Raw genomic sequence first — 20,382 nt, 5'->3', positions numbered from 1 at the left:
CGTGACTGTGCGCGCCGCTCCGTGAAAAGCGAGAGTGATTTTCTCCGTCATGTCGGCGTACTGCTGCTCTGGTCCATCGAACGCTGCTACGCCGGCCCACCGACGCCGAAACTTGGTAAGTCTACGTATCCCCGACTTTCACTCGGGCCAGCCCACTTGCCGACTAAGTACCCGGACTGAACGATTTTGAAATAATACAATAAAATCAAGGTGTTTGGCGGAGCGGGAGGGATTCGAACCCTCGATACGCTTTTGACGTATACTCACTTTCCAGGCGAGCGCCTTCGACCACTCGGCCACCGCTCCGCATTCCCCGGAACGCAGCCCCCTAGAGGGTGACGGGCAGGCGCGCAAGCCGCTGGGACGATTGCGCGGGCGCGGGGCTTCATGCCAGGATGGCGTCATGTTGATCCCCTTCTTTGCGCTGCTCGCCGGCGCCCAGGCCGCGCGCCCGCCCGCGGTGTTGCCGCTTCCCTCCGATGCGATCCCCGCCGACTGGCGACCGATCCCCGATGACGAGCTGATGATCGTCACCCTGGCCGGCGACCGTATCGTCGTGATCCGGCTCGCCCCACGCTTCGCCCCCGAGCATGTCGCCAATGTTCGCAAGCTCGCCCAAGCGCATTGGTGGGACGAGACCAGCGTCTACCGCGTTCAGGAAAACTGGGTGACCCAATGGGGCGACGCCACCGAGAAGAAGCCACTGCCCGCCGACGTAGTAGAGCCGGTGGTGACGGAATTCGATGTTCCGGGGTTCGGCGCGGCGCAGCGCCTCAGCCGCAGCGATGCCTATTCGACTGCATCCGGCGTTACCGCCGATGGCTGGCCGATCGCCACCGACGGCAAGGCAGCCTGGGTGCCGCATTGCTACGGCACGGTGGGCGTGGCGCGCGATGCCCTGCCCAAGACCGGCAGCGGGGCTGAATTGTTTACTCCGATCAGCGGTGCCGCGCGCCGGCTCGACCGCAACTACACCATTGTCGGGCGCATCATCGAAGGCATGAAATATATGGCAGCGATGCCGCGCAGCGACGCGGCGATGGGCGTCTATGCGACCGAGCCGGAACGCACCACGATCATTTCGGTCAGGCTCGCCAGTGAGATGCCGGTCGCCGAACGCCCGAAGTTCGAATATCGTGCGACCGATAACACACGCTTCGCCGCCTATATCAAGCTGCGCGAGAATCCGGCCCCGCCGATGGTCGGCTTCGGCGGCATCGATATCTGCGATCTGCCGCTGGCGACCCGCCGCGTCGGCGCGAAATGAAGCGGGCTCGATTCAACGTTCCCGGGCTGTCGCCAGGATCATGCCCGACTGGGCCTCGCCTTGCGCGGGTCGAGTAGGGCTCCGTCGCAATCTGATATCAGGCGCCAGTTGCTCGAACAGATGCCGTCCGTCAGCGGCCGACCCAGTCGGCGACCTCCGCCGCGACCTGGTTGGCCGCCTGGTTGATCGCGACGCCCGCAGGGCCCGGCTCGATCGCCGAGACCGGCACGCGCGCCTCGAACCGGCGCTTCTCCACAACATTGCCGTCCTTGCGCGTCAGCGCGGCGTCATAGGTCACCACTGCCTGGAACGATGCGGCGTCAAGCCCGAAGGCGCGGAGCTCGCCGGACAGGTGCGCGCCGGGATCGATCATCGACTGGGCGCCGAGCACCACGCGCCCGGTCTTGGCGCTCACCGTGTCCGACAGCAGCCGCGCGAACAGTCGTGCGGGCGGCTCGGCCCATTGCGCGTTGACGACATAGGCAAGGTCGGTCGCGCTGGTCTGGACCGGCACGCGCTGGGTGGCGAGCGCCTGCGAGACGGCGGGCACCAGGATGACGATGGTTCCCCCCGTGGCGGAGGACTGGGTCTGCCCGGCGGGAATCGACGCTGCAGAGGTGATGGTCAGCAGCGAGGGCGGCGGCTTGGCACCGAAGCTGATGCAGCCGGCGAGTGGCGCCGTCGCCAGCAGCGCGAACATGAGGGTGCGGATGCGCATCATTTCGTCTTGCCCTTGTAGTCCGGGAGTTTCGGTCCTCCGACCAGCGAGCCGGCGCCGCCCTGGTCGATCTTCTCGGCGACCGAGGTGAGCGCGGCCGACATCACACGCAGGTCGCGGACGAGCTGCCCGACCTCCGGCATGGTCTGTTTGGAGAAGGACTGGATGCCGGGCCGCGCCTCGTTGATCGCCGAATCGAGCGATTCCATGCTGTGCTGCGCGGAGGCGACGGCCTTGTTGAGATTCTGCATCGCCGGGTGGACGTCATTGGCCATCACGCCATTGGTCGTGTCGGCAAGCTGGCCGATCTGTTGCGCGGCGTCGCCGGCCTTCTGGATCGCCGCGCGGGTCTCGGCGATCGTCGCCGCGATTTCCGGCCCGCGATCGGCCAGGGCCCCGGTCAATCGGTTGGTATTGGCCAGGATGCCGCTGATCGAGGCCTGGTTCTTGTCCGACAGCATCTCGGTCAGCCGCTCGGTCAGGGTCGACAGCCGCTCGAGCAACTTCGGTGCCGAGTTGAGCAACGCGCCGAGCCCGCCCTGTTTGGGCGGGATGACCGGGACGCCGAACGGGCAGTCATTTTCGGGATGGACCTCTGGGCAGGCGATCGGCGGCGCACCCTTGACCGCGCCGTCGAGCTGGATCTCGCTGACGCCGGTAAAGCCGACGCCCTGGATCGTCGCGGTGGTGCCCTGCAGCACGGGCGTTTCGTCGTTCACGCTGATGCGCACCCGGACGAACTGGGGATCGGGCTTCCACAGTGCGATCTCCTTCACCTGGCCCGAGGGCACGCCCGAAAAGGCGACTGACGATCCCTTGTTCAACCCGTCGACCGACTGTTTGAAGAAGATATCATATTCCTTCTCGGAGCTGCCGCTCAGCCGCGCGATCCACACGGTGAAGATGGCCAGCACCAGGAGCAGGATCAGCACGACGGCGCCCACCAGGACATGGTTCGATCGGGTTTCCATCAGTCCTCAGCCCCTGTGTGTTCCGTCGCCCTTTGCGCTGCCTGCTCCGCATGCAGCTTGTGCTCAAGCGTTGCGGTCGCCGCCCGGCCGCGCGGGCCCCTGAAATATTCCTGGATCCATGGGTGATCCAGCGCGAGAAGTTCGTCGATCGTGCCCACCGCGATCACCTTCTGGTCGGCCAGCACCGCGACACGGTCGCAGATCGCGTAGAGCGTATCCAGATCGTGCGTGATCAGGAAGACCGTCAGCCCCATGGTCTTCTGCAGCGACGCGATCAGCTCGTCGAACGCCGCCGCGCCGATCGGATCGAGTCCGGCGGTCGGCTCGTCGAGAAACAGCAATTCCGGGTCGAGCGCCAGGGCACGGGCCAGCCCCGCGCGCTTGCGCATGCCGCCCGACAGCTCGGCGGGGAATTTCGGCCCGGCATCGGCGGGCAGGCCAGTCATCACTACCTTGTACGCGGCAATCTCGTCGAGCAGCGCCTGGTCGAGACCGGGATAGAATTCGCGCAGGGGAACCTGGGTATTCTCGGCGACGGTCAGGGTCGAGAACAGCGCGCCGCCCTGGAACAGCACGCCCCAGCGCTTGCGGATATTGACCGCTTCATTCTCGTCGAGGTTGACGGTGTTTTCGCCGAACACGGTGATCTCGCCTTCATCGGGCACCTGTAGCCCGATGATCGATCGCATCAGCACCGATTTGCCCGTGCCGGAGCCGCCGACCACGCCGAAAATCTCGCCGCGCTTCACCTCCAGCTCGAGCCCGTCATGAACCACCTGCTCGCCGAAGCTGTTCTTCAGTCCGTGCACGGAGATGACGGTCTCGCCGCTCTTGTTGCCGCTTTTGTTGGGGCTCATGTCCAGCCGATCCAGGTGAAGAACACGGCGAAAAACGCGTCGAGCACGATCACCAGGAAGATCGCCTGAACCACGGCGGCCGTGGTGCGCATGCCGACCTGTTCGGCATCGGCCTCGACCTGCATGCCCTGGAAGCAGCCGGCGATGGCGATGATCGCGCCGAACACCGGTGCCTTGACCAGCCCGACCCACAGGTCAGTGATCGGCACGACCTCGCGGATGCGCTGGACGAAGGTGATCGGTGGGATGCCGAGCGAGATCCAGCAGAACAGCCCGCCGCCAATGATCGAGATGAGCGAGGCGTAGAAGCCGAGCAACGGCATCATCACCACGGCGGCGATGACCCGGGGCAGCACCAGCGCTTCCATCGGCGATACGCCAATCGTGCGCATCGCGTCGATTTCCTCGGTCAGCTTCATCGTGCCGAGCTGCGCGGCGAACGCGGAGCCCGACCGGCCGGCGACCATGATCGCGGTCATCAGCACGCCGAGCTCGCGCAGGGTGATTCGGCCGATCAGGTTGATCGTGAACACCTCGGCGCCGAACTGGCGGAGCTGGACGGCGCCCTGCTGGCCGATGACGATACCGATCAGGAAACTCATCAGCCCGATGATGCCGAGCGCGGTGACGCCGACCACCTCGAAACGCTGGACCGTCGCGTTGAAGCGGAAGCGGCGATAGCGGATGACGTTGCCGAACGCGATCACCGTCGCGCCGAGAAAGCCGAGCAGACCGTAGAGCGTCTTCAGCCCGATGACGATGGCGTCGCCGACCTCGCCGACCACGCGGATCAGGCCCGATTCGACCGCCGGCCGCATCGCGACATGCTGGTCCGCCGCCTCGACCTGCTGGAGGAGATGCGTGCCGTCGGGATTCAGCCCCTCGATTCGGGCGCTGTGCTGGGCCGCGAAGCGATGGATCAGCCAGGCGCCGATCGTGTCGATCCGGTCGATCCCGCTCAGGTCGATCACGTCGACCGGGCCGCCATAACCGCGCAACCGCTCCGGCAGGTCGCCGATCTGCGCCAGCGACAGATTGCCGGTGAAACGCAGCACATCGCCGTTACCGGCGCTGTCGTGCGAGAAGGCGGCCATCTCGTTCATATCGCACACCATTGGTGCAATCGCGCTGGATCGGCAAGCCGCGCCGTGCATAGGATGAAGCGATGCAGACGCCTTTCCCGCACAAGCTTGCCATCTACGACATGGACAAGACCATCACGCACGCGCCGACCTGGACGAACTTCCTCATCCAGACGGCGCGGCGCCAGGCGCCCTGGCGGCTGGCCCTGCTGCCACTCGCCGGCATCGCGGCGGCCGCCTATGCCGTGAAGGCGATCGATCGCGCCCGGCTGAAGCAGATCACGCAGCGCCTGCTGCTCGGTCACGCGATGCGCGACAGCGAGGCCCGACGCGCAGCGGCGCGTTTCGCCGATTCGGTCGTCGCCTCGGGCATCTTCGCCGGCGCCCGCGCGCAGATCGCGGCGGACAAGGCGGCGGGATACCGGCTGGTGATGGCGACCGCGTCCTACCGCTTCTATGCGAGCGCGATCGCCGATCGGCTCGGTTTCGACGACGTGATCGGTACTGAGGTGGAGCGTGTCGAGGACCGGCTGCGCGCCCGGATCGCGGGGGAGAATTGCTACGGTCCGGCCAAGCTCCGCATGATCCAGGCCTGGATGGCGGTGAACGGCATGGAGCGGGCCGATGTGGCGATCCGCTTCTACTCTGATCACGTGTCGGACGCGCCAGTGCTCGACTGGGCCGACGAAGCGTTCGCGGTCAACGCGCATGGGCCGCTCAGGGCCCTCGCTCGGGAAAAGGGCTGGCCGATCGTCGACTGGGAGCGATAGCGGATCACAGCAGCATATCCACGCTGTGGATGATCAGGCCGACCAGCCCGCCGACCAGCGTGCCGTTGACCCGGATATATTGCAGGTCCTTGCCGACCGCATTCTCCAGCCGCGTGGTAATGGTGCGGGCATCCCAGCCGCGCACTGTCTCCGAGACGAGGCGGACGATGCCGTCGCCATAATCGGCGGCCATACCGACCGCGGTGCGGCGGACGAAACGGTTGATCGTCGCGCGCAGCATCTCGTCGTGTTGCAGCGTGTCCCCCAGCTGGCGCAGCGCTTCGCCGAGCTGGCCGGTGAGTGCTGCGTCAGGGTCGCGCGCGATACGCAGCATGCCGGCGCGCGCGCTCTCCCACAGGCCGTCGAGCCAGCGCTGCATGGCGGGGTTCTCGATGATCTCGGCTTTCAGCGCCTCGACCCTAAGGCGCATCTTCTCGTCATGCTGCAGGTCATGGGCGAGCGCGACGAGGCCCTCCTCGGCCTTGGCTCGCAAGGGATGCTCCGAATCCTCGGCCATATCGTGGAGGAGGTTGTCGAGGCCATCGATGATCTTGTTGGCAAGCGTTTCGTCCAGCCCGGTCCAGCGCATCACCGATCCGGCGCGCTCATGCACCATCGCGCGGATCATGTGTTCGTTTGCCGCCAGCACCTTGGCCGCCCAGCGGATGATGCCGTCGAGCAGGGGGGCGTGACGCCCCTCGGCGATCGCGGCGGTCAGCGCTTGGCCGAGCAGGGGCGCGACGTCGAGCGCGCGCAGGCGCTGGCCGATCGTGGTCTTGACCATGCCGCCAAGCCGCTGCGGGTCGAAGGCCTCGAGCATGTTGGCGACGAGGCGCGAGGCGCCCTTGCGTAACCGGCCCTGCGTGCCGGCAGGGCTAGCCAGCCAGCGGCCGGCGGCGCCGGCGACATCGAGTTGGCGCATGCGCCGCGCGACGACGCCCGGCACGAGAAAATTGTCGCGCAGAAACGCCGCCAGCGTTTCGCCGATGCGATCCTTGTTGCGCGGGATGATCGCGGTGTGCGGGATCGGCAGGCCGAGCGGATGACGGAACAGCGCGGTGACGGCGAACCAGTCGGCCAGGCCACCGACCATCGCCGCCTCGGCAAACGCCCGGACGAAGCCGATGACGGGATGGACCGGGCCGATCGCGCGCGCGCCCAGGAAGATCGCCGCCATCAGCACGAGCAGTCCGGTCGCGATCCAGCGCATCCGGCGTAGGCCCGCAGGGGTCGGTTCCCCGTTACGAGGTGCGCGGGCGAGCAGCTTCATGCCCGAAACAATCCCCGAAACCCGGGATTGTTCAAGTGGAGAGTCGATTTGGCGTCCGGCCCGGACGAATGATGGAGCCGGACCGACGCCTCATTCGGCTGGCTGGGGTTCGTCTTCACCGGGCCGGTGCACGATGGTCGTCGGCTTCGGCCCGATCCGGTGCGGCCCCGGATCATGGTCGATGACCGGCCGGCCGTCGTCGCCCGGGCGATAGGTGAGCAGGCGACGGCCAAGCTTCGGCCCGATCCAGCGTTCGATGCCGACGGCCAGGCTGAAGCTCGCCGGAACGATCAGCAGCGTCAGCACGGTCGAGAGGGTGAGCCCCCCGATCACAACGATGCCCATCGGCGCACGCCACGATCCGTCGCCGCTCAGCGACAGGGCGGTCGGCACCATGCCGGCGACCATCGCGACCGTGGTCATGACGATCGGCTGGGCACGCTTGTGGCCGGAATCGATGATCGCGGTGACGGTCTCGACGCCCTTGTTGATCTCCTCCAGCGCGAAGTCGATCAGCAGGATCGAGTTCTTGGCGACAATGCCGAGCAGCATCAGGATACCGATATAGACCGGCATCGACACGGGATTGCCCGTCACCAGCAGGCCGAGCAAACCGCCCAGCGGTGCCACCAGCAGCGAGAGCATGTTGACGAAGGGCGGGAGCAGGCGGCGGTACAGCAGCACCAGCACGGCGAAGACGAGGAAGATGCCCGCCACCACCGCGACGATGAAGTTGTTGACCATCTCCGCCTGCCATTTGGCCTGGCCGAGCGTCAATTCGCTGATGCCGACCGGCAGGTTCTTCATCGCCGGCAGGGCGTGGATCTGCTTCATCGCTTCGCTGGAGACGATCTGCTTGCCGTTCTTGTCGTTGCCGCGATCGGCGCCGATCGTGATTTGACGCTGCTGCGCGACCCGATCGATCTTGGTCGGGCCGGCACCGAAGCCGATCTGGGCAACCAGGCTGAGCGGGACGGAGCCGCCGGTCGCGGTCTGCACCGGCAGGTTCTGGATCGTGGACAGCCGTTGACGCGCGTTCTGATCGAGCGCGACGCGGATCGGAATCTGGCGATCCGACAGCGAGAATTTCGCGCTGTTCTGGTCGATGTCGCCCAAGGTCGCGATGCGGATCGCCGAGGAGAGTGCCTGAGTCGTGACGCCGAGATTGGCCGCCAGGTCCATGCGTGGCTGGATGACGATCTCGGGCCGCTTCAGGTCACCGGTGATGCGCGGCGCGACGAGCGAGGGCAGCTTGCCCATCTGCTCGACGATCTTCACCGCCGTCGCGGTCAGCTGCACGGGATCGTCGCCGCCCAACGTGATGGTCAGGTCGCGGCCACTGCCGCCCCAGCCATTGTTCGATCGGAACGAGACCCGAGCATCGGGGATCTGCGCGAGCGTCGGAGCGAGCGAGCGCTCGAACTCCGTGCTCTTCATCGACTTCTTTTCCTTGTAGATCGCGGTGACCCGGCCGTTGCCGACAAAGGCGCGCGAATAGACCGATTCGACATCGGGCTGCTTCTGCAGGAAGTCGGCGACGCGCCGGACGACGACCTTGGTCTCATCGAGCGTGGTGCCGGGCACCATCTCGACGTTGACCGTGCTGGCGTCCTGGTCCTGGTCGGGCTGGAAGGTCATCGGCAAGGTGCCGAACAGCACGATGGTCAGCGCGAACGACGCCACGCCGCCGACGATCGCCGACCAGCGATGCCTGAGCGTCCATTTCAGCGTGGACATGTACATGTCCATCAGGCGGCCTTCGCCATGCTTGGCTTCGCCATGCGCCTTCAGGAAATAGGCGGCGATCATCGGCGTCACGAGACGCGCTACGGCAAGGCTCATCAGCACCGAAACCACGACGGTCAGGCCGAAATTCTTGAAGAACTGACCCGAGACACCCGGCATCAGACCGACCGGCAGGAACACCGCGACGATCGACATGGTGGTGGCAAGCACCGCCAGGCCGATCTCGTCGGCGGCGTCGATCGACGCCTGATAGGCCGTCTTGCCCATGCGCATGTGCCTGACGATGTTCTCGATCTCCACGATCGCATCGTCGACCAGCACACCGGCCACCAGGCTCAGCGCGAGCAGGGTCATCTGGTTCAGGTTGAAGCCGAGAAGATCCATGAACCAGAAGGTCGGGATTGCCGACAGCGGGATGGCCAGCGCGGAGATGATCGTCGAGCGCCAGTCACGCAGGAACAGAAAGACGACGAGCACGGCGAGCACCGCGCCCTCGACCATCGCTTCCATCGCCGAGTGATATTGCTGCTCGGCATATTTCACTTCGTTGAAGATCAGCTGGAAATGGACCTTCGGGTTGCGCTTCTCGAGCGCGGCCAGCTTCTCCTTGGCGCCCTGGTAGACCGAGACGTCCGACGCCCCCTTGGAGCGCTGGAAGTCGAAGCTCAGCACCTGGCGGCCGTTCATCTCCGAGGCGGAACGCTGCTCGGCATAGAGATCGCGGACCTGCGCGATGTCGGACAGCTTGACGGTGCGGCCGCCGCCGACGGCGATCTGGGTCTGGCCGAGCTCATAGGCGTTCTTGGCGTTGCCGAGCACGCGGACCGATTGTTCGGAGCCCGCGATCTCGGCGCGGCCGCCCGCGGCGTTGAGGTTCACCTGGCGCAGCTGCTGGTTGACCTGGCTTGCGGTCAGGCCCTGCGACTGGAGCTTGGCGGGATCGAGGATGATGCGGATTTCGCGATCCACGCCGCCATTGCGGCTGACCGTCGCCATGCCCGGAACCGCGAGCAGTTCCTTCGCGACATTATTGTCGATGTACCAGCTCAGCTGCTCGATCGTCATGTCGGTGCCGACCGCGGCATAGCTGGCGAGATCGTCGCCGGAGGTATTGGCGCGCGACACCTGCGGCTCGAGGATGCCGTCGGGCAGGTCGGAACGGATCTGCTGCACCGCGCTGCGCACATCCTCGACCGCGCGGTCGATCGGCGTGCCGATGTTGAGCTGGACGATCGTCGTGGAGCTGCCCTCGGTCACGGTCGAGTTGATCTCGTCGATGCCCTGCAGGCTGCGGGCCGCGGACTCGACCTTCTGGGTGACCTGGTTCTCCAGTTCGGTCGGCGCCGCGCCCGGCTGACTGATCTGGATGATCACCACCGGGAAATCGATGTCCGGGTTGTTGTTCACCTCCATCGTGCTGAAGCTGACGATGCCGGCGACCGTCAGCATGAAGAACAGCACGATCGACGGAACCGGGTTCCGGATCGACCAGGCGGAGATGTTGCGAAAGCTCATGAGGTAAGACCCTTAGCCTTGCGTTTTCTGGAGGACGGGCTTGATCTTCTGTCCGGCGTTCAGGAAGGCACCGGCCGAGAGCACGACGCGCTCATTGCCGGCCAGGCCTTCGGCAATCGCGACGCCGCTGTCGGAGACCTCACCGAGCTTCACTGCGCGCCGGACGACCTTGTTGTCGTTGCCGACGACGTACACGAAATTGCCCTTGGTGTCGCTCTGGATCGCGGAGTTGGGCAGCTGCGGCAAGTCAGTGGAGCCGCGGCGGATCGTCGCCGAGGCGAAGCCGCCGGGCTTGAGCGCCGGATTGTAGCTGAGCGCAATACGGGCGATGCCCTGGCGGGTGTTCGGGTCGATGACTGGCGAAACCTGCCAGACCTGACCCGAAAAGGCGGTGTCACCGCCCACGGGCACGACCTCAGCGCTCACGCCGAGGGGGAGGCCGACCAGGTCGGCTTCGCTCAGCTGCGCGCGCATTTCCATCTCACCGCCCTTGGCCATGCGGAACAGCGTGCCGGAGCCGGAGCTGATCACCATGCCGGGCTCGACGGCGCGGGTCAGCACCAGGCCGGCGGCTGGCGCGCGGATGTCGAGGCGGCCGGTCCGGGCTTTCTGCTCGGCCAGCTGCGCCTGAGCGACGCGCACGCGCGCCACCGCTGCGTCGCGGGTGGCGGCCTTGCGCTCGAGATCGGCCTTGGAGATGAAGCCGCGATTGACCAGCGCCTGGGCGCGGTCGAGCTCTGACTGGGCGATGGCCGCGTCGGACCGCGCGACATTGACCTGCGCGGCAAGCGAGGCCCCGGTCTGGACCTGCACGGCGCGGTCGACCGTCGCGAGCACCTGGCCCGCGCCGACCCACTGGCCCGGCTCGACCAGCACGCGCGTGACCATGCCGCCTTCGCCGGCGACACCGACCGGCATTTCGCGCCGCGCGGCGAGCGATCCCGTCGCGGAGATGATTCGCGCCGAGGCCTGGCGGCCGGGAATGGCGACCGAGACGGTCGGCAGCTGCTCGGTCTTGCCGCCCGCGGCGGCGGCGGCCGCGCCGTCCTTCTTGCCGCTCGACATGGCGAAATAGACCCCGATGACGATGAGAACCGCCAGGATTGCCGCGCCGATGATCCACCAACGGCGCTTCGACCGACCCTCGCCCGGCAGCGCCAGGGGATCGTCTGAACCGAAGGTCGGCTGCCCGTAATTCATGTGCGTCACTTTCCCCGTCCCGCCCGATCGGCGTCGTGTTATCGTTCTACTGTATTATAGAAATAAGTCACCGACCTCAAGGGGTCGTTTGCGCCGCAGCGGCCATGGCCGTTTCGGGCCGTTTTCGCAAGTGCGGCGCCTCGTCATCGCGAAGAAATCGTTGCATATCACCGATCTGGGTCCAGCGTCGGATCGACCGTTCAGCTCAGGTTGGCAGACGTGGCGCAGGAAAGATGTGCGGGCCAGATCGGCCCGGTCGATTCGGGAGTATTATTGATGCGTTACCTTGCGACCGCCGTGGCGCTCGCCGCCTTGCCGCTCAGCCTGTCGCCCGCCGCGGCTCAGGTGACCCCAACCATCGTTGCCGATGGCGCGATCCTCGACGTCACTGCCCAGGGCGAAACCACCCGCGTGCCCGACGTCGCGACGATCCGCGCCGGCGTGGTGACCCAGGGCGCGACGGCCGCCGCGGCCCTTGCCGAAAATGCCAGCCGCATGGCGGCGGTGCTCGACGCGTTGAAGCGCGCCGGTGTGGCCCCGCGCGACAACCGGACGGCGAGCGTGTCGCTCAGCCCGCAATATCGCTACACTGATGGCCAGCCCCCGATCGTCACCGGCTATCAGGCAAGCAACAGCGTCTCGATCCGTTTTCGCGACATCGCCAAAGCGGGCGCGATCCTCGATGCGCTGGTGACGCAGGGCGCCAACCAGATCGACGGCCCGACCCTCTCGATCGACCAGCCCGAGGCGGCGCTGGACGAGGCGCGGGCGGATGCGGTGAAGCGCGCCCGCGCGCGTGCCGAGCTCTATGCGCGCGCCGCCGGTCTCTCTGTGTCGCGGATCCTGTCGATTGCGGAAGCCGGCCAGAATGACGGCAGCACGCCGCAGCCGATCATGTTCAGCAATCGCGCGGCGGCGGGCATGGACGCCTCGACCCGAGTGGTGCCGGGCGAGACGGAGGTGACCGTTTCGGTCAATGTCCGGTTCCTGCTGAAATGAACGAAACGGGCCGCCCGGTTGCCCGGGCGGCCCGCCTTGATGCTGGTCTGGCGCTTAGCGGACGGAGCCGCGGCGAACCAGATTGACGATTGCGAGCAGGATGATCGCGCCGATCAGCGAATAGACGAAGGTCGTCACCGTGATGACCTGGTTGATCCCGCCTCCGAAAAGGAAGGACGCGATCACTGAACCGATGATGCCGACCACGACGTTCAGAATGATACCCTGCTGCCCGTCGGTACGCATGACCATGCTGGCGAGCCAGCCGACGACGCCACCCACCACGAGCCAAACAATAAGACCCACCATGTTTCCCTCCGTTGCTCCCGGCTAGTCCGGGTTCCGACGGGAAAGACTCATGACTGCTTGGATTTGTTCCGCGAGCGTTTCGCTCGATTCAGCGACGCGGCCCGTCCAGCGTCAATAATTCTGCTGGCGCTCGTACAGCGACCGATAATGCTGGATGCGTGTCACCCGCAGCCCGGGCATGCCCGAACGGTCGATCGCCCGCTGCCAGCCCGCGAATTCCTCCACGGTCAGGCCGTAACGGTCACACACTTCGTCGACCGACAACAGCCCGCCATTCACGGCGGCCACGACCTCGGCCTTGCGGCGGACGACCCAGCGGGTCGTCTCGGGCGGGGGCAGCGTGTCGAGGGTCAGCGGTTCGCCGAGCGGGCCGATGACTTTGGCGGGGCGAATCTTCTGGTTTTCGATCATCTATCAACCTCGATCGGGGCAGCGGCCCCATCTTTTCTGCACCATCACTACCCGGCGGACTTGAACGCCGGCTAAAGCGGCTCAGTAAATAACGGGTTCATTCCTTCATGTTCCCGAGTCATCATGTCGGCGACCGCCGGATTGAACGCGCCATGGTCCGGGGCGAACCAGTGGCGCCGGCTCGGCGCCGGCACGAGATGGGCCTGGTGCCGCGCCGTCGGGCTCGCGGCCTGGCGCGCGGCGATTCCCACCATCAGCACCGCCAGGTCGGGCGGGAGGACGGTGACGCTGGCGTCAGCCTCGAACCGGGAAAAACTCAGATCCATAGCGCCCTTTCCGGCGTCGGAGACTCGATCAACGCCCGGCTTAGGCAAAGGGTCTGAAATTCTGGTAAAGCCGATTCAAACGGCGCGAAAAGATCCGCGGCTTTGCATCGCGGGCCCTGCGCGCCTATCTGGCGCGCATGATGACCGAGGGCGATTTCCAGCTGGGGCCGGACCTGACCGGCAGGCGCATCGTCGTCGCGATGTCGGGCGGCGTGGACAGCTCTGTGGTGGCGGCGCTCGCCGCGCGCAGCGGCGCCGAGACGATCGGCGTGACGCTCCAGCTCTACGACCATGGCGAGGCGGTGGGCCGCGCCGGCAGCTGCTGCGCCGGCCGCGACATCCGCGATGCGCGCGCCGTCTGCGACCGGCTGGGCATCGCGCATTATGTGTTCGACCATGAATCGAGCTTTCGCGATCAGGTGATCGACGGCTTCGCCGACGAATATCTGCGCGGCCGCACCCCGATCCCCTGCGTCCGCTGCAACATGGGCCCGAAATTCACCGACCTGTTCCAGGTCGCGCGCGACCTCGGCGCGGATTGCCTGGCGACCGGTCATTATGTCCGCCGGGTCGAAGGCGCCGCCGGGGCCGAGTTGCACCGCGCGGTCGATCCGGCGCGGGACCAGAGCTATTTCCTGTTCGCGACGACGCAGGACCAGCTCGACTATCTGCGCTTCCCGCTGGGCGGGTTGCCCAAGACCCGGGTGCGCGAGCTGGCGGCGGAACTGGGGCTGGGCGTCGCGGCCAAGCCCGACAGCCAGGACATCTGCTTCGTGCCCGATGGCGACTATGCCTCGCTGGTCAAGAAGCTCCGGCCCGAGGCCGATACCAGCGGCGAGATCGTCGACGAGGGCGGACGGACGCTGGGCAAGCATCGCGGGCTGATCCACTTCACCGTGGGCCAGCGGCGCGGGCTGGAGATCGGCGGGACGCCCGAGCCGCTCTATGTCGTACGGCTCGAGCCGGAGAGCCGCCGGGTGGTGGTCGGGCCGAAGGCCGCGCTGGCGGTCGAGGCGGCGCGGCTGTCGGAGATCAACTGGATCGGCGGCGATCATCACGGGCCGCTCACCGCCAAGGTGCGCTCGCTCGCCAAGCCGGTGCCGGCGCGGCTGATCGGCGACCGGGTGGTGTTCAACGCGCCCGAATATGGCGTCGCGCCGGGCCAGGCGGCGGTGCTCTATGCCGGCGAGCGCGTGCTCGGCGGCGGGTGGATCGAGGAAACGGAGCGGGCCGTCGCGCGCGAAGCTGCCTGAAATCCTACTCCCGTGCGGGATAGGGAGTTAGCGGACTTTCAGCGGCGTGCCTTTGAACGGTTCGGGCTGGCAGCCGAGCACCGGATCGTAGGTCGCCGAGCGGCTGGCGATCAGGGGGACATAGGCGGTGACCGTTTTCGTCGCCGGATCGTCGGCCAGGCGGATCGCTTCCATGCCGGGTTCGAAATCGGCGCGGCAGCTCTGCAGGTCGCGGTTGCCGATATAGCGGCAGGCGCAGGCGACGCGGGCGGCATAGCCGGTGCCGAGCTCGAGCTGGGGCGTGAGCGAACGGGCGTAGAGGAAAGCCGCGGCGAGCAACGCCAGCAGCAGCACTCCCAGACCTGCCATGATGCGCCTTGCCTTCATGGGCGTGCACCCTATCGTGGTGGCGATGCTGCGCAAGGCCGCCTTTCTCGCGCTGGTGCCGGTGCTCCTGGCGAGCGCCGATGGTGCGCCGCAGGCGCGACCGACCTACACCGCTACGTCCTGCCCCGGCGCCGACCTGGCGAAGTCGATGGCGCCGATCCGTTTGTTGTTTTCCGACCACCCCGAAACCCGCGCCGTGCTGGTGACCACGGACGGATGCCCGGCGCTCAAGGCCTATGCGCCGGGTTATTCGGACCGCAACCGCTTCATCAGCTGGTCGATGGCGAAGACGGTGACCGGCATGCTGGTCGGCGCGCTGGTGACCGACGGGCGGCTGACGCTCGACGCGCCCGCCCCGATCGCCGAATGGCATGGGGCCGGCGATCCGCGCGCGGCGATCACCTTGCGCCAGCTACTGCAGATGTCGTCGGGGCTGCAGCATGTCGAGGTGGGCGACCCGGTCGAGAGATCGGATACCAACCAGACGCTGTTCGTGAGCCATACCGCCGCCATGGCCATGGCGGCGATCGACCATCCGCTCGAGACCAGGCCCGGCACCACATTCCGCTATAGCTCGCTGACCAGCATCATCCTTGCCGAGATCGTGTCGCGGGCGCTGACCGCCAGCCATGATCCGCGGGTGCGGGCAAAGGCTTACACCGACTTTGCCGAGGCCCGGCTGTTTCGGCCCGCGGGCATCACCAGCGCGGTGCTCGAATATGACGGCGCCGGCACGCAGATCGGCGGGTCGATCCTGCACATGACGCTCGACGACTGGGGCCGGATCGGCGGGCTGCTGCTCGACGGCAAGGCGGCCGACGGGCGGCAGGTGGTCGATCCGGCCTGGCTGGCCTTCATGAAGACGCCCTCGCCGACCGATGCCGAATATGGCGCGCAGACCTGGCTCAACCGGCGGGGCGGGGCCGAGGGCAAGGCGACTCTGTTCCCCGGCAAGGGCCCGGCGAGCGCGGTCGCGGCGGACGGGCATCTCGGCCAGCTGGTGATCGCCAGTCCGGACAGCGGGCCGGGGCGCGGGATCGTCGTGGTGCGGCTGGGCAATACGCCGGACAAGCGCAATGCGGCGCTGATGCAGACGCTCGGCGATGTCGTCGCCGGATTCGACCGGCCGGGAGGGACATGATGATCGGGACGATGCTGGTTGCCGCCATGCTGCAGGCGGCGGCGCCGTCGACCGAGGCCGAGCTGCTCGGCCGGCGGCTGGCCGATGCGGGGACGCTCGCGGTGCTGGTGCCGCTGCTAACGGCCAAGGAGACCGAGGAGCTGGTCGCGGAGCACAAGGAGCTGAGCGACGCCGAAAAGGCCGAGCTGCGCGCCACGGCCAAGGCGGTCGCCGCGGCGGAAACCGGGCGGCTGCTCGATGCCGAGGGCCATGCCTATGCCGCGGCGCTGTCGGTCGAGGACCTGCGGGCGCTGGTCGCCGCGGTCGAAACCAGCGCGGCCGTCCGTCAGCGCACCGCGATGCCCGGCGTGATTGCCGCGACGATGACGTCGATCGGCAAGCTCGACTTCAAGGGCGACGTGCTCAAGCTGTTCTGCGCGAACACCGGCAAGGCCTGCGCCCCGGCCGGGTAGTCGTTGCGGCGCACATACCTCCTTCAATGCTTCCCCGGCCTTCGCCGGGGAAGCAGAAAGAATAGCCGAAGCGATCTAGGCCTTGCCGGCGCGCAGTAACTCGACCGCATGGTGCGCGCCGCGCGCCGACATCGCCATATAGGTCAGCGACGGGTTCTGGCAGCCGGACGAGGCCATGCACGACCCATCGGTGACGAACAGGTTAGGCACGTCATGTGCCTGGTTATAGCCGTTGAGCACCGAGGTCTTCGGGTCCTTGCCCATGCGGGCGGTGCCCATTTCATGGATGCCGAGGCCCAGCCCGCCATAATGTCTGGTCTGGGTGATATCGGTGCAGCCGGCGAGCTCCAGCATCGCCTTGGCATCGGCACTGGCCTGGTCGATCATCTTCAGGTCCTGCGGCCCGAGCGACACGTCGATATGAAGGATCGGGATGCCCCATTTGTCGGTGCGGGTCGGGTGAAGCGTGACGCGGTTCTCCGGCCGGGGCAGCATCTCGCCAAAGCCATTGAGGTTCAGCGTCCATGGCCCGGGCTTGCGCAGTTTCGTCTTGAGCGCTGCGCCCGTGCCGGGTTCGCCGATGCCGCGCTGCCAGCTCGAGCGCAGCCCGCGTCCCTGGAAGCCGAAGCCGCGGGTATAGCCGTCGCCGGGCTCGGTCACGTTGCGATAGCGCGGGACGTAGAAGCCGTTCGGTCGGCGACCGTGATGATAGATATCCTCGAAACCGGGATAGGTGCCGGCCGCGCCCATGCCACTGATATGATCGGTCACGTTGCGCCCGACCATGTCGGAGCGGTTGGCGAGGCCGGTCGGAAAGGCCTCCGAGGTCGAATTCAGCAGAATCTGCGCGGTGCCGAAGGTCGAGGCGCACAGGAAGATCAGCTTCGCCTCATGGACGGTGCCGACCTTCGTGTTCTGGTCGATCACGCGCACGCCCGATGCCTTGCCGGTCTTGGGGTCGTAGACGATGCTGTGCGCGATCGCGTCCGTGACGATGGTCAGGTTGCCGGTGTTCTTCGCCGCCGGCAGGGTTGCGCTGAGGCTGGAGAAATAGGCGCCATAGGAGCAGCCACGCTCGCACAGCGACCGGTATTGGCAGGCGCCGCGGCCGAGTGCTTCATGCTCGGGCGTCGGCGCGGTGAGATGCGCGCAGCGCCCGGTGATCAGCTTCCGGGTGGGAAAGGCCGCTTCCATCTTGCGGCCGAATTCCGCCTCGACCGGGGTCAGCGCCATGGGAGGGAGATATTTGCCGTCCGGCAGTTGCGACAGCCCCTCCAGCGACCCGGAGATGCCGGCAAAGGTCTCCACATGGTCGTACCATTTGGCCATGTCGGGATAGCGGATCGGCCAGTCGGTGCCATAGCCGTCCTTCGCATTGGATTCGAAATCCATCTCGCTCAGGCGGTAGGATTGCCGTGCCCACATCAGCGATCGGCCGCCGAGGTGATAGCCGCGGATCCAGTAAAAGGGCTTGTCCTCGGGCGTGGTATAGGGGTGGTCGCTGTCCTTCGCCCAGAAATGCTTGTTGGCGGTGGAGAAGGCATAGCATTTGCTCTGCACCTCATAATCGGCCTCGATTTCGGACTCCGAGACCTGGCCGTAATTGTCGAGCTCCCAGGGCGAGAGCGAGTCGGTGTAGTCGCTGCCATGCTCGATATGCCGGCCACGCTCGATCACCAGCGTCTTGAGGCCGCGTTCGGTCAGTTCCTTGGCGGCCCAGCCGCCGCTCATGCCCGATCCGATGACGATCGCGTCGAAGCTCATTGCCGTCCCCCGATGATCCCCGAAATCGTCATGTCACACCGCCCAGGCGCGGGTGTCGGGACCCATCTTCACCGCTGGCTCCCACGCGCCCGGCACCAGTTCGTAGCGAAGTTCCTGAGTCGCGCCGGGCTCCGACAGATAATAGCCGGTCAGCGCGAGGCTCTTGAACCGGCGCCAGTCCCAGTCGTTTTTCGCGAAAGCGGCGGCGTCGAGCGCGGCAAGGCGGGTATCGCGCTCGGTTGCCGTGAGCGCGGCGAAACCCTTGCCGGTTTCCGTGCGGGCGGCATTGTCGATATTGGCCAGCACCGAGCGGAAGCGTTCGGCCGTCTTCGGCGCTGCCCAGTTGGTCATCATCGCATCGATGAAGGCAGGCACGCCGGCCTCGAGCGCGCCGGGCGTATCGGTGCGCGGGATCAGGGCGGCGCAGACCGAATCGAGCACAGCGCGTTCTCCGGCAGTGAAGAAGGCCCTGGTGGGAGCGGTCGCAAAGGCGATGTCGGGCAGGCCGGCGATGGTGCCGCCGACGAGCAGGATCGCGCTGCGCAGGAGCGCACGGCGATCGAGTGCTGTGCTGTCGAGCCCGGGGCCGTCGACCATTCCACCATCCTCTGCATCTGGGCGCTTGTGCGCCTCCAGCTTGCAGGCCAGACTGCCGGGCGGAGTGGACCTTGTCCAGCCTTTAGCGTTAGCGGTACCAAGCTGGAGAGCGCGGGCCGTGGGGAGGATCGATGATGAGACATGTGCTTCGCCTGCTGGCGATCCTCCTGGGCGCGCTGACCCTGGTCGGTGGCGGTGCTGCCTGGGCAAAGGAAGCGCCGCGCGTCCTGATCTTCACTTACTCGACCGGCTATCGCCATGCCTCGATCGAACCGGGCGTGGCGGCGCTGCAGGCGATGGGCAAGAAGATGGGCGTGACGATGGTCGCGAGTGCCGATCCCGACGTTTTCAGCGCCGAGGGGCTGAAGGGCGTGGAGGCGATCATCCTGATCAGCAACACCAGCAGGAAAAGCGATCCGACCTCGGAATGGCTGACCGGCAGCAAGCGCGACGCGCTCCAGGCCTTTGTCCATCGCGGCGGCGGGATCGTGGGCATCCATGCCGCGGCGGATTCGCACTATAACTGGCCGTGGTACGGCCGGATGATCGGCGGCTATTTCCAGCGCCACCCCAAGGGTACGCCCGAGGGGACGGTGACCGTGGTGGATTCGAAGCATCCAGTGACCAGGGGCCTCGCGCCGATCAGCCGGCATGTCGACGAATGGTATTATTACGACGATTACGACCCGCGGCTGCATCTGCTGGCGACGGTCGACCCGGGATCGATCGGCGAGGCGGACGTAAACCCCAATCCGGTGGCCTGGGTGCATGAGTTCGAGGGCGGACGGGTGTTCTACACCGCGATGGGGCACGGCGCCGAGGCGTATCAGGACCCGTGGTTCCTGCGCGAGCTGCAGAATGGGCTGAACTGGGTGTTGCGGCGGTAGGGTCTTCTCAGCGGTAGCGCGGCTCTCTTTTTCTCCCCTCCCTGGAAGGGAGGGGAGTGCGGCAGCTCTTGGCCCTGTCCGGGGGACAGGGCTGCTGCCGCACTGGGTGGGTTCCGCCGAGGCACTCGGCGGTTTCCGACAGAATGTGCTCGGCGGCGCCTTCCGGATTGGTCACGACGTCGCTGTTCCAGAGACGGATGACGCGCCAGCCCAGTGCTTAGAGCGTGGCAGCGCGTTCCGCGTCATAGTCCGTCTGGTCGTGATGTTGGCTGCCGTCGAATTCGACCGCCAGCTTTGCTGTTCGGCAGGCCAGATGGACAATGTAGCGATCGACGACGAGTTGGCGTGTGAAGGCGGGCCGGTAGTGGGAGACCAACTGCCAGAGTGCGCGTTCGGCCGGCGTCGCTTCCCGGCGGAGCGATCTGGCTCGGTCTGTCATCAGCTTCGGGACGCGGCGCATTTGGCTAGCGTAGAGCGGCGA

Annotated in this window: 21 protein-coding genes and 1 tRNA gene; 7 read left to right on the top strand and 15 right to left on the bottom strand. The window is 66.6% G+C overall.

All coding sequences use genetic code 11. The annotated features are described in order from the left end of the window. Nucleotides 1-215: 215 nt before the first annotated feature. Nucleotides 216-306 (bottom strand) — tRNA-Ser (locus ACZ1I5_RS19925). 97 nt (nucleotides 307-403) lie between these two features. Here ACZ1I5_RS19925 and ACZ1I5_RS19920 point away from each other — a divergent pair. Continuing rightward, nucleotides 404-1,267 (top strand): peptidylprolyl isomerase, encoded by an 864-nt coding sequence (locus tag ACZ1I5_RS19920; RefSeq protein ID WP_465170969.1) that lies wholly within the window; start codon nucleotides 404-406, stop codon nucleotides 1,265-1,267. Between the two features lie 130 nt (nucleotides 1,268-1,397). Here the strand turns inward: ACZ1I5_RS19920 and ACZ1I5_RS19915 are convergent, their stop codons facing one another. The 4 genes from ACZ1I5_RS19915 to ACZ1I5_RS19900 are packed head-to-tail and all read right to left on the bottom strand — an operon-like array spanning nucleotide 1,398 to nucleotide 4,916. After that, nucleotides 1,398-1,988, bottom strand: coding sequence for an ABC-type transport auxiliary lipoprotein family protein (locus ACZ1I5_RS19915; RefSeq protein WP_465170968.1), 591 nt, complete (start codon nucleotides 1,986-1,988; stop codon nucleotides 1,398-1,400). Next, nucleotides 1,985-2,956: an MlaD family protein gene (locus tag ACZ1I5_RS19910; RefSeq protein WP_465170967.1), complete on the bottom strand. Its 972-nt coding sequence runs from the start codon at nucleotides 2,954-2,956 to the stop codon at nucleotides 1,985-1,987. The genes ACZ1I5_RS19915 and ACZ1I5_RS19910 overlap by 4 nt, the downstream gene beginning before the upstream one ends. Continuing rightward, nucleotides 2,956-3,813 (bottom strand): ABC transporter ATP-binding protein, encoded by an 858-nt coding sequence (locus ACZ1I5_RS19905; RefSeq protein WP_465170966.1) that lies wholly within the window; start codon nucleotides 3,811-3,813, stop codon nucleotides 2,956-2,958. The genes ACZ1I5_RS19910 and ACZ1I5_RS19905 overlap by 1 nt, the downstream gene beginning before the upstream one ends. After that, a complete protein-coding gene (locus tag ACZ1I5_RS19900) occupies nucleotides 3,810-4,916 on the bottom strand; it encodes an ABC transporter permease (protein WP_465170965.1) in 1,107 nt (368 codons plus the stop codon). Before ACZ1I5_RS19900 ends, ACZ1I5_RS19905 begins: the two co-directional genes overlap by 4 nt. A gap of 62 nt (nucleotides 4,917-4,978) precedes the next feature. Here ACZ1I5_RS19900 and ACZ1I5_RS19895 point away from each other — a divergent pair, with 62 nt between their 5' ends. Continuing rightward, nucleotides 4,979-5,665, top strand: coding sequence for an HAD family hydrolase (locus ACZ1I5_RS19895; RefSeq protein WP_465170964.1), 687 nt, complete (start codon nucleotides 4,979-4,981; stop codon nucleotides 5,663-5,665). Nucleotides 5,666-5,669: 4 nt separating this feature from the next. On the opposite strand, the gene ACZ1I5_RS19890 is transcribed toward ACZ1I5_RS19895, so the two are convergent. The 3 genes from ACZ1I5_RS19890 to ACZ1I5_RS19880 form a co-directional block, all read right to left on the bottom strand. Further along, on the bottom strand, nucleotides 5,670-6,935 hold the full coding sequence (locus tag ACZ1I5_RS19890; RefSeq protein ID WP_465170963.1) for a DUF445 domain-containing protein: 1,266 nt from the start codon (nucleotides 6,933-6,935) through the stop codon (nucleotides 5,670-5,672). Between the two features lie 90 nt (nucleotides 6,936-7,025). Continuing rightward, nucleotides 7,026-10,196 carry an efflux RND transporter permease subunit gene (locus ACZ1I5_RS19885; protein WP_465170962.1) on the bottom strand — a complete coding sequence of 1,057 codons (3,171 nt, stop codon included), beginning with the start codon at nucleotides 10,194-10,196 and terminating at the stop codon, nucleotides 7,026-7,028. Nucleotides 10,197-10,208: 12 nt separating this feature from the next. Next, entirely contained in the window at nucleotides 10,209-11,396 is a 1,188-nt protein-coding gene (locus ACZ1I5_RS19880; protein ID WP_465174009.1) for an efflux RND transporter periplasmic adaptor subunit, read from the bottom strand. A gap of 276 nt (nucleotides 11,397-11,672) precedes the next feature. Here ACZ1I5_RS19880 and ACZ1I5_RS19875 point away from each other — a divergent pair, with 276 nt between their 5' ends. Next, nucleotides 11,673-12,395 (top strand): SIMPL domain-containing protein, encoded by a 723-nt coding sequence (locus ACZ1I5_RS19875; RefSeq protein ID WP_465170961.1) that lies wholly within the window; start codon nucleotides 11,673-11,675, stop codon nucleotides 12,393-12,395. A 54-nt stretch (nucleotides 12,396-12,449) separates the two neighbouring features. Here ACZ1I5_RS19875 and ACZ1I5_RS19870 read toward each other — a convergent pair whose 3' ends face one another. The 3 genes from ACZ1I5_RS19870 to ACZ1I5_RS19860 form a co-directional block, all read right to left on the bottom strand. Beyond that, a complete protein-coding gene (locus ACZ1I5_RS19870; RefSeq protein ID WP_465174008.1) occupies nucleotides 12,450-12,701 on the bottom strand; it encodes a GlsB/YeaQ/YmgE family stress response membrane protein in 252 nt (83 codons plus the stop codon). A 114-nt stretch (nucleotides 12,702-12,815) separates the two neighbouring features. Then, nucleotides 12,816-13,115: a CtrA inhibitor SciP gene (gene sciP, locus ACZ1I5_RS19865; protein ID WP_465170960.1), complete on the bottom strand. Its 300-nt coding sequence runs from the start codon at nucleotides 13,113-13,115 to the stop codon at nucleotides 12,816-12,818. A 71-nt stretch (nucleotides 13,116-13,186) separates the two neighbouring features. Continuing rightward, nucleotides 13,187-13,441, bottom strand: coding sequence for a hypothetical protein (locus ACZ1I5_RS19860; protein WP_465170959.1), 255 nt, complete (start codon nucleotides 13,439-13,441; stop codon nucleotides 13,187-13,189). Between the two features lie 140 nt (nucleotides 13,442-13,581). Between ACZ1I5_RS19860 and mnmA the strand changes: the two genes are divergently transcribed. Next, nucleotides 13,582-14,694: a tRNA 2-thiouridine(34) synthase MnmA gene (gene mnmA / locus ACZ1I5_RS19855; protein ID WP_465174007.1), complete on the top strand. Its 1,113-nt coding sequence runs from the start codon at nucleotides 13,582-13,584 to the stop codon at nucleotides 14,692-14,694. 27 nt (nucleotides 14,695-14,721) lie between these two features. On the opposite strand, the gene ACZ1I5_RS19850 is transcribed toward mnmA, so the two are convergent. Then, nucleotides 14,722-15,042 (bottom strand): hypothetical protein, encoded by a 321-nt coding sequence (locus tag ACZ1I5_RS19850; protein ID WP_465170958.1) that lies wholly within the window; start codon nucleotides 15,040-15,042, stop codon nucleotides 14,722-14,724. Here ACZ1I5_RS19850 and ACZ1I5_RS19845 point away from each other — a divergent pair. After that, complete coding sequence (locus ACZ1I5_RS19845; protein WP_465170957.1) at nucleotides 15,041-16,201, top strand: serine hydrolase domain-containing protein; 1,161 nt, start codon at nucleotides 15,041-15,043, stop codon at nucleotides 16,199-16,201. The two genes, ACZ1I5_RS19850 and ACZ1I5_RS19845, sit on opposite strands and share 2 nt — an antisense overlap. Next, the gene (locus ACZ1I5_RS19840; protein ID WP_465170956.1) at nucleotides 16,201-16,653 is read left to right on the top strand and encodes a hypothetical protein; all 453 of its coding nucleotides are present in this window, start codon (nucleotides 16,201-16,203) and stop codon (nucleotides 16,651-16,653) included. The genes ACZ1I5_RS19845 and ACZ1I5_RS19840 overlap by 1 nt, the downstream gene beginning before the upstream one ends. Nucleotides 16,654-16,728: 75 nt before the next feature. On the opposite strand, the gene ACZ1I5_RS19835 is transcribed toward ACZ1I5_RS19840, so the two are convergent. Both ACZ1I5_RS19835 and ACZ1I5_RS19830 read right to left on the bottom strand, forming a co-directional pair. Further along, a complete protein-coding gene (locus ACZ1I5_RS19835; RefSeq protein WP_465170955.1) occupies nucleotides 16,729-18,417 on the bottom strand; it encodes a GMC oxidoreductase in 1,689 nt (562 codons plus the stop codon). Between the two features lie 33 nt (nucleotides 18,418-18,450). Continuing rightward, on the bottom strand, nucleotides 18,451-19,014 hold the full coding sequence (locus ACZ1I5_RS19830; protein ID WP_465170954.1) for a gluconate 2-dehydrogenase subunit 3 family protein: 564 nt from the start codon (nucleotides 19,012-19,014) through the stop codon (nucleotides 18,451-18,453). 134 nt (nucleotides 19,015-19,148) lie between these two features. On the opposite strand from ACZ1I5_RS19830, the gene ACZ1I5_RS19825 reads away from it, so the two are divergent. Continuing rightward, on the top strand, nucleotides 19,149-19,901 hold the full coding sequence (locus ACZ1I5_RS19825; RefSeq protein ID WP_465170953.1) for a ThuA domain-containing protein: 753 nt from the start codon (nucleotides 19,149-19,151) through the stop codon (nucleotides 19,899-19,901). Between the two features lie 217 nt (nucleotides 19,902-20,118). Here ACZ1I5_RS19825 and ACZ1I5_RS19820 read toward each other — a convergent pair whose 3' ends face one another. Beyond that, nucleotides 20,119-20,361, bottom strand: a complete 243-nt coding sequence (locus ACZ1I5_RS19820) for a DUF559 domain-containing protein (RefSeq protein WP_465170952.1) — start codon at nucleotides 20,359-20,361, stop codon at nucleotides 20,119-20,121. Nucleotides 20,362-20,382: the final 21 nt, after the last annotated feature.

This window comes from Sphingomonas sp. BL-S-30 (assembly GCF_055521475.1).
Note: the sequence above shows the minus strand (reverse complement) of the source record. Positions and strands in the feature narration are given on the sequence as shown.

Excerpts from the sequence above, each read along its gene's own strand:
- ACZ1I5_RS19920 (WP_465170969.1), top strand. The coding sequence starts at position 404 with ATGTTGATCCCCTTCTTTGCGCTGCTCGCCGGCGCCCAGGCCGCGCGC.
- ACZ1I5_RS19910 (WP_465170967.1), bottom strand. The coding sequence starts at position 2,956 with ATGGAAACCCGATCGAACCATGTCCTGGTGGGCGCCGTCGTGCTGATC.
- ACZ1I5_RS19825 (WP_465170953.1), top strand. The coding sequence starts at position 19,149 with ATGAGACATGTGCTTCGCCTGCTGGCGATCCTCCTGGGCGCGCTGACC.
- ACZ1I5_RS19895 (WP_465170964.1), top strand. The coding sequence starts at position 4,979 with ATGCAGACGCCTTTCCCGCACAAGCTTGCCATCTACGACATGGACAAG.
- ACZ1I5_RS19845 (WP_465170957.1), top strand. The coding sequence starts at position 15,041 with ATGATGCGCCTTGCCTTCATGGGCGTGCACCCTATCGTGGTGGCGATG.
- ACZ1I5_RS19875 (WP_465170961.1), top strand. The coding sequence starts at position 11,673 with ATGCGTTACCTTGCGACCGCCGTGGCGCTCGCCGCCTTGCCGCTCAGC.
- sciP (WP_465170960.1), bottom strand. The coding sequence starts at position 13,115 with ATGATCGAAAACCAGAAGATTCGCCCCGCCAAAGTCATCGGCCCGCTC.
- ACZ1I5_RS19840 (WP_465170956.1), top strand. The coding sequence starts at position 16,201 with ATGATCGGGACGATGCTGGTTGCCGCCATGCTGCAGGCGGCGGCGCCG.
- ACZ1I5_RS19915 (WP_465170968.1), bottom strand. The coding sequence starts at position 1,988 with ATGATGCGCATCCGCACCCTCATGTTCGCGCTGCTGGCGACGGCGCCA.
- ACZ1I5_RS19885 (WP_465170962.1), bottom strand. The coding sequence starts at position 10,196 with ATGAGCTTTCGCAACATCTCCGCCTGGTCGATCCGGAACCCGGTTCCG.
- ACZ1I5_RS19820 (WP_465170952.1), bottom strand. The coding sequence starts at position 20,361 with ATGCGCCGCGTCCCGAAGCTGATGACAGACCGAGCCAGATCGCTCCGC.
- ACZ1I5_RS19835 (WP_465170955.1), bottom strand. The coding sequence starts at position 18,417 with ATGAGCTTCGACGCGATCGTCATCGGATCGGGCATGAGCGGCGGCTGG.
- ACZ1I5_RS19890 (WP_465170963.1), bottom strand. The coding sequence starts at position 6,935 with ATGAAGCTGCTCGCCCGCGCACCTCGTAACGGGGAACCGACCCCTGCG.
- mnmA (WP_465174007.1), top strand. The coding sequence starts at position 13,582 with ATGACCGAGGGCGATTTCCAGCTGGGGCCGGACCTGACCGGCAGGCGC.
- ACZ1I5_RS19860 (WP_465170959.1), bottom strand. The coding sequence starts at position 13,441 with ATGGATCTGAGTTTTTCCCGGTTCGAGGCTGACGCCAGCGTCACCGTC.
- ACZ1I5_RS19900 (WP_465170965.1), bottom strand. The coding sequence starts at position 4,916 with ATGAACGAGATGGCCGCCTTCTCGCACGACAGCGCCGGTAACGGCGAT.
- ACZ1I5_RS19850 (WP_465170958.1), bottom strand. The coding sequence starts at position 15,042 with ATGGCAGGTCTGGGAGTGCTGCTGCTGGCGTTGCTCGCCGCGGCTTTC.
- ACZ1I5_RS19905 (WP_465170966.1), bottom strand. The coding sequence starts at position 3,813 with ATGAGCCCCAACAAAAGCGGCAACAAGAGCGGCGAGACCGTCATCTCC.
- ACZ1I5_RS19830 (WP_465170954.1), bottom strand. The coding sequence starts at position 19,014 with ATGGTCGACGGCCCCGGGCTCGACAGCACAGCACTCGATCGCCGTGCG.
- ACZ1I5_RS19880 (WP_465174009.1), bottom strand. The coding sequence starts at position 11,396 with ATGAATTACGGGCAGCCGACCTTCGGTTCAGACGATCCCCTGGCGCTG.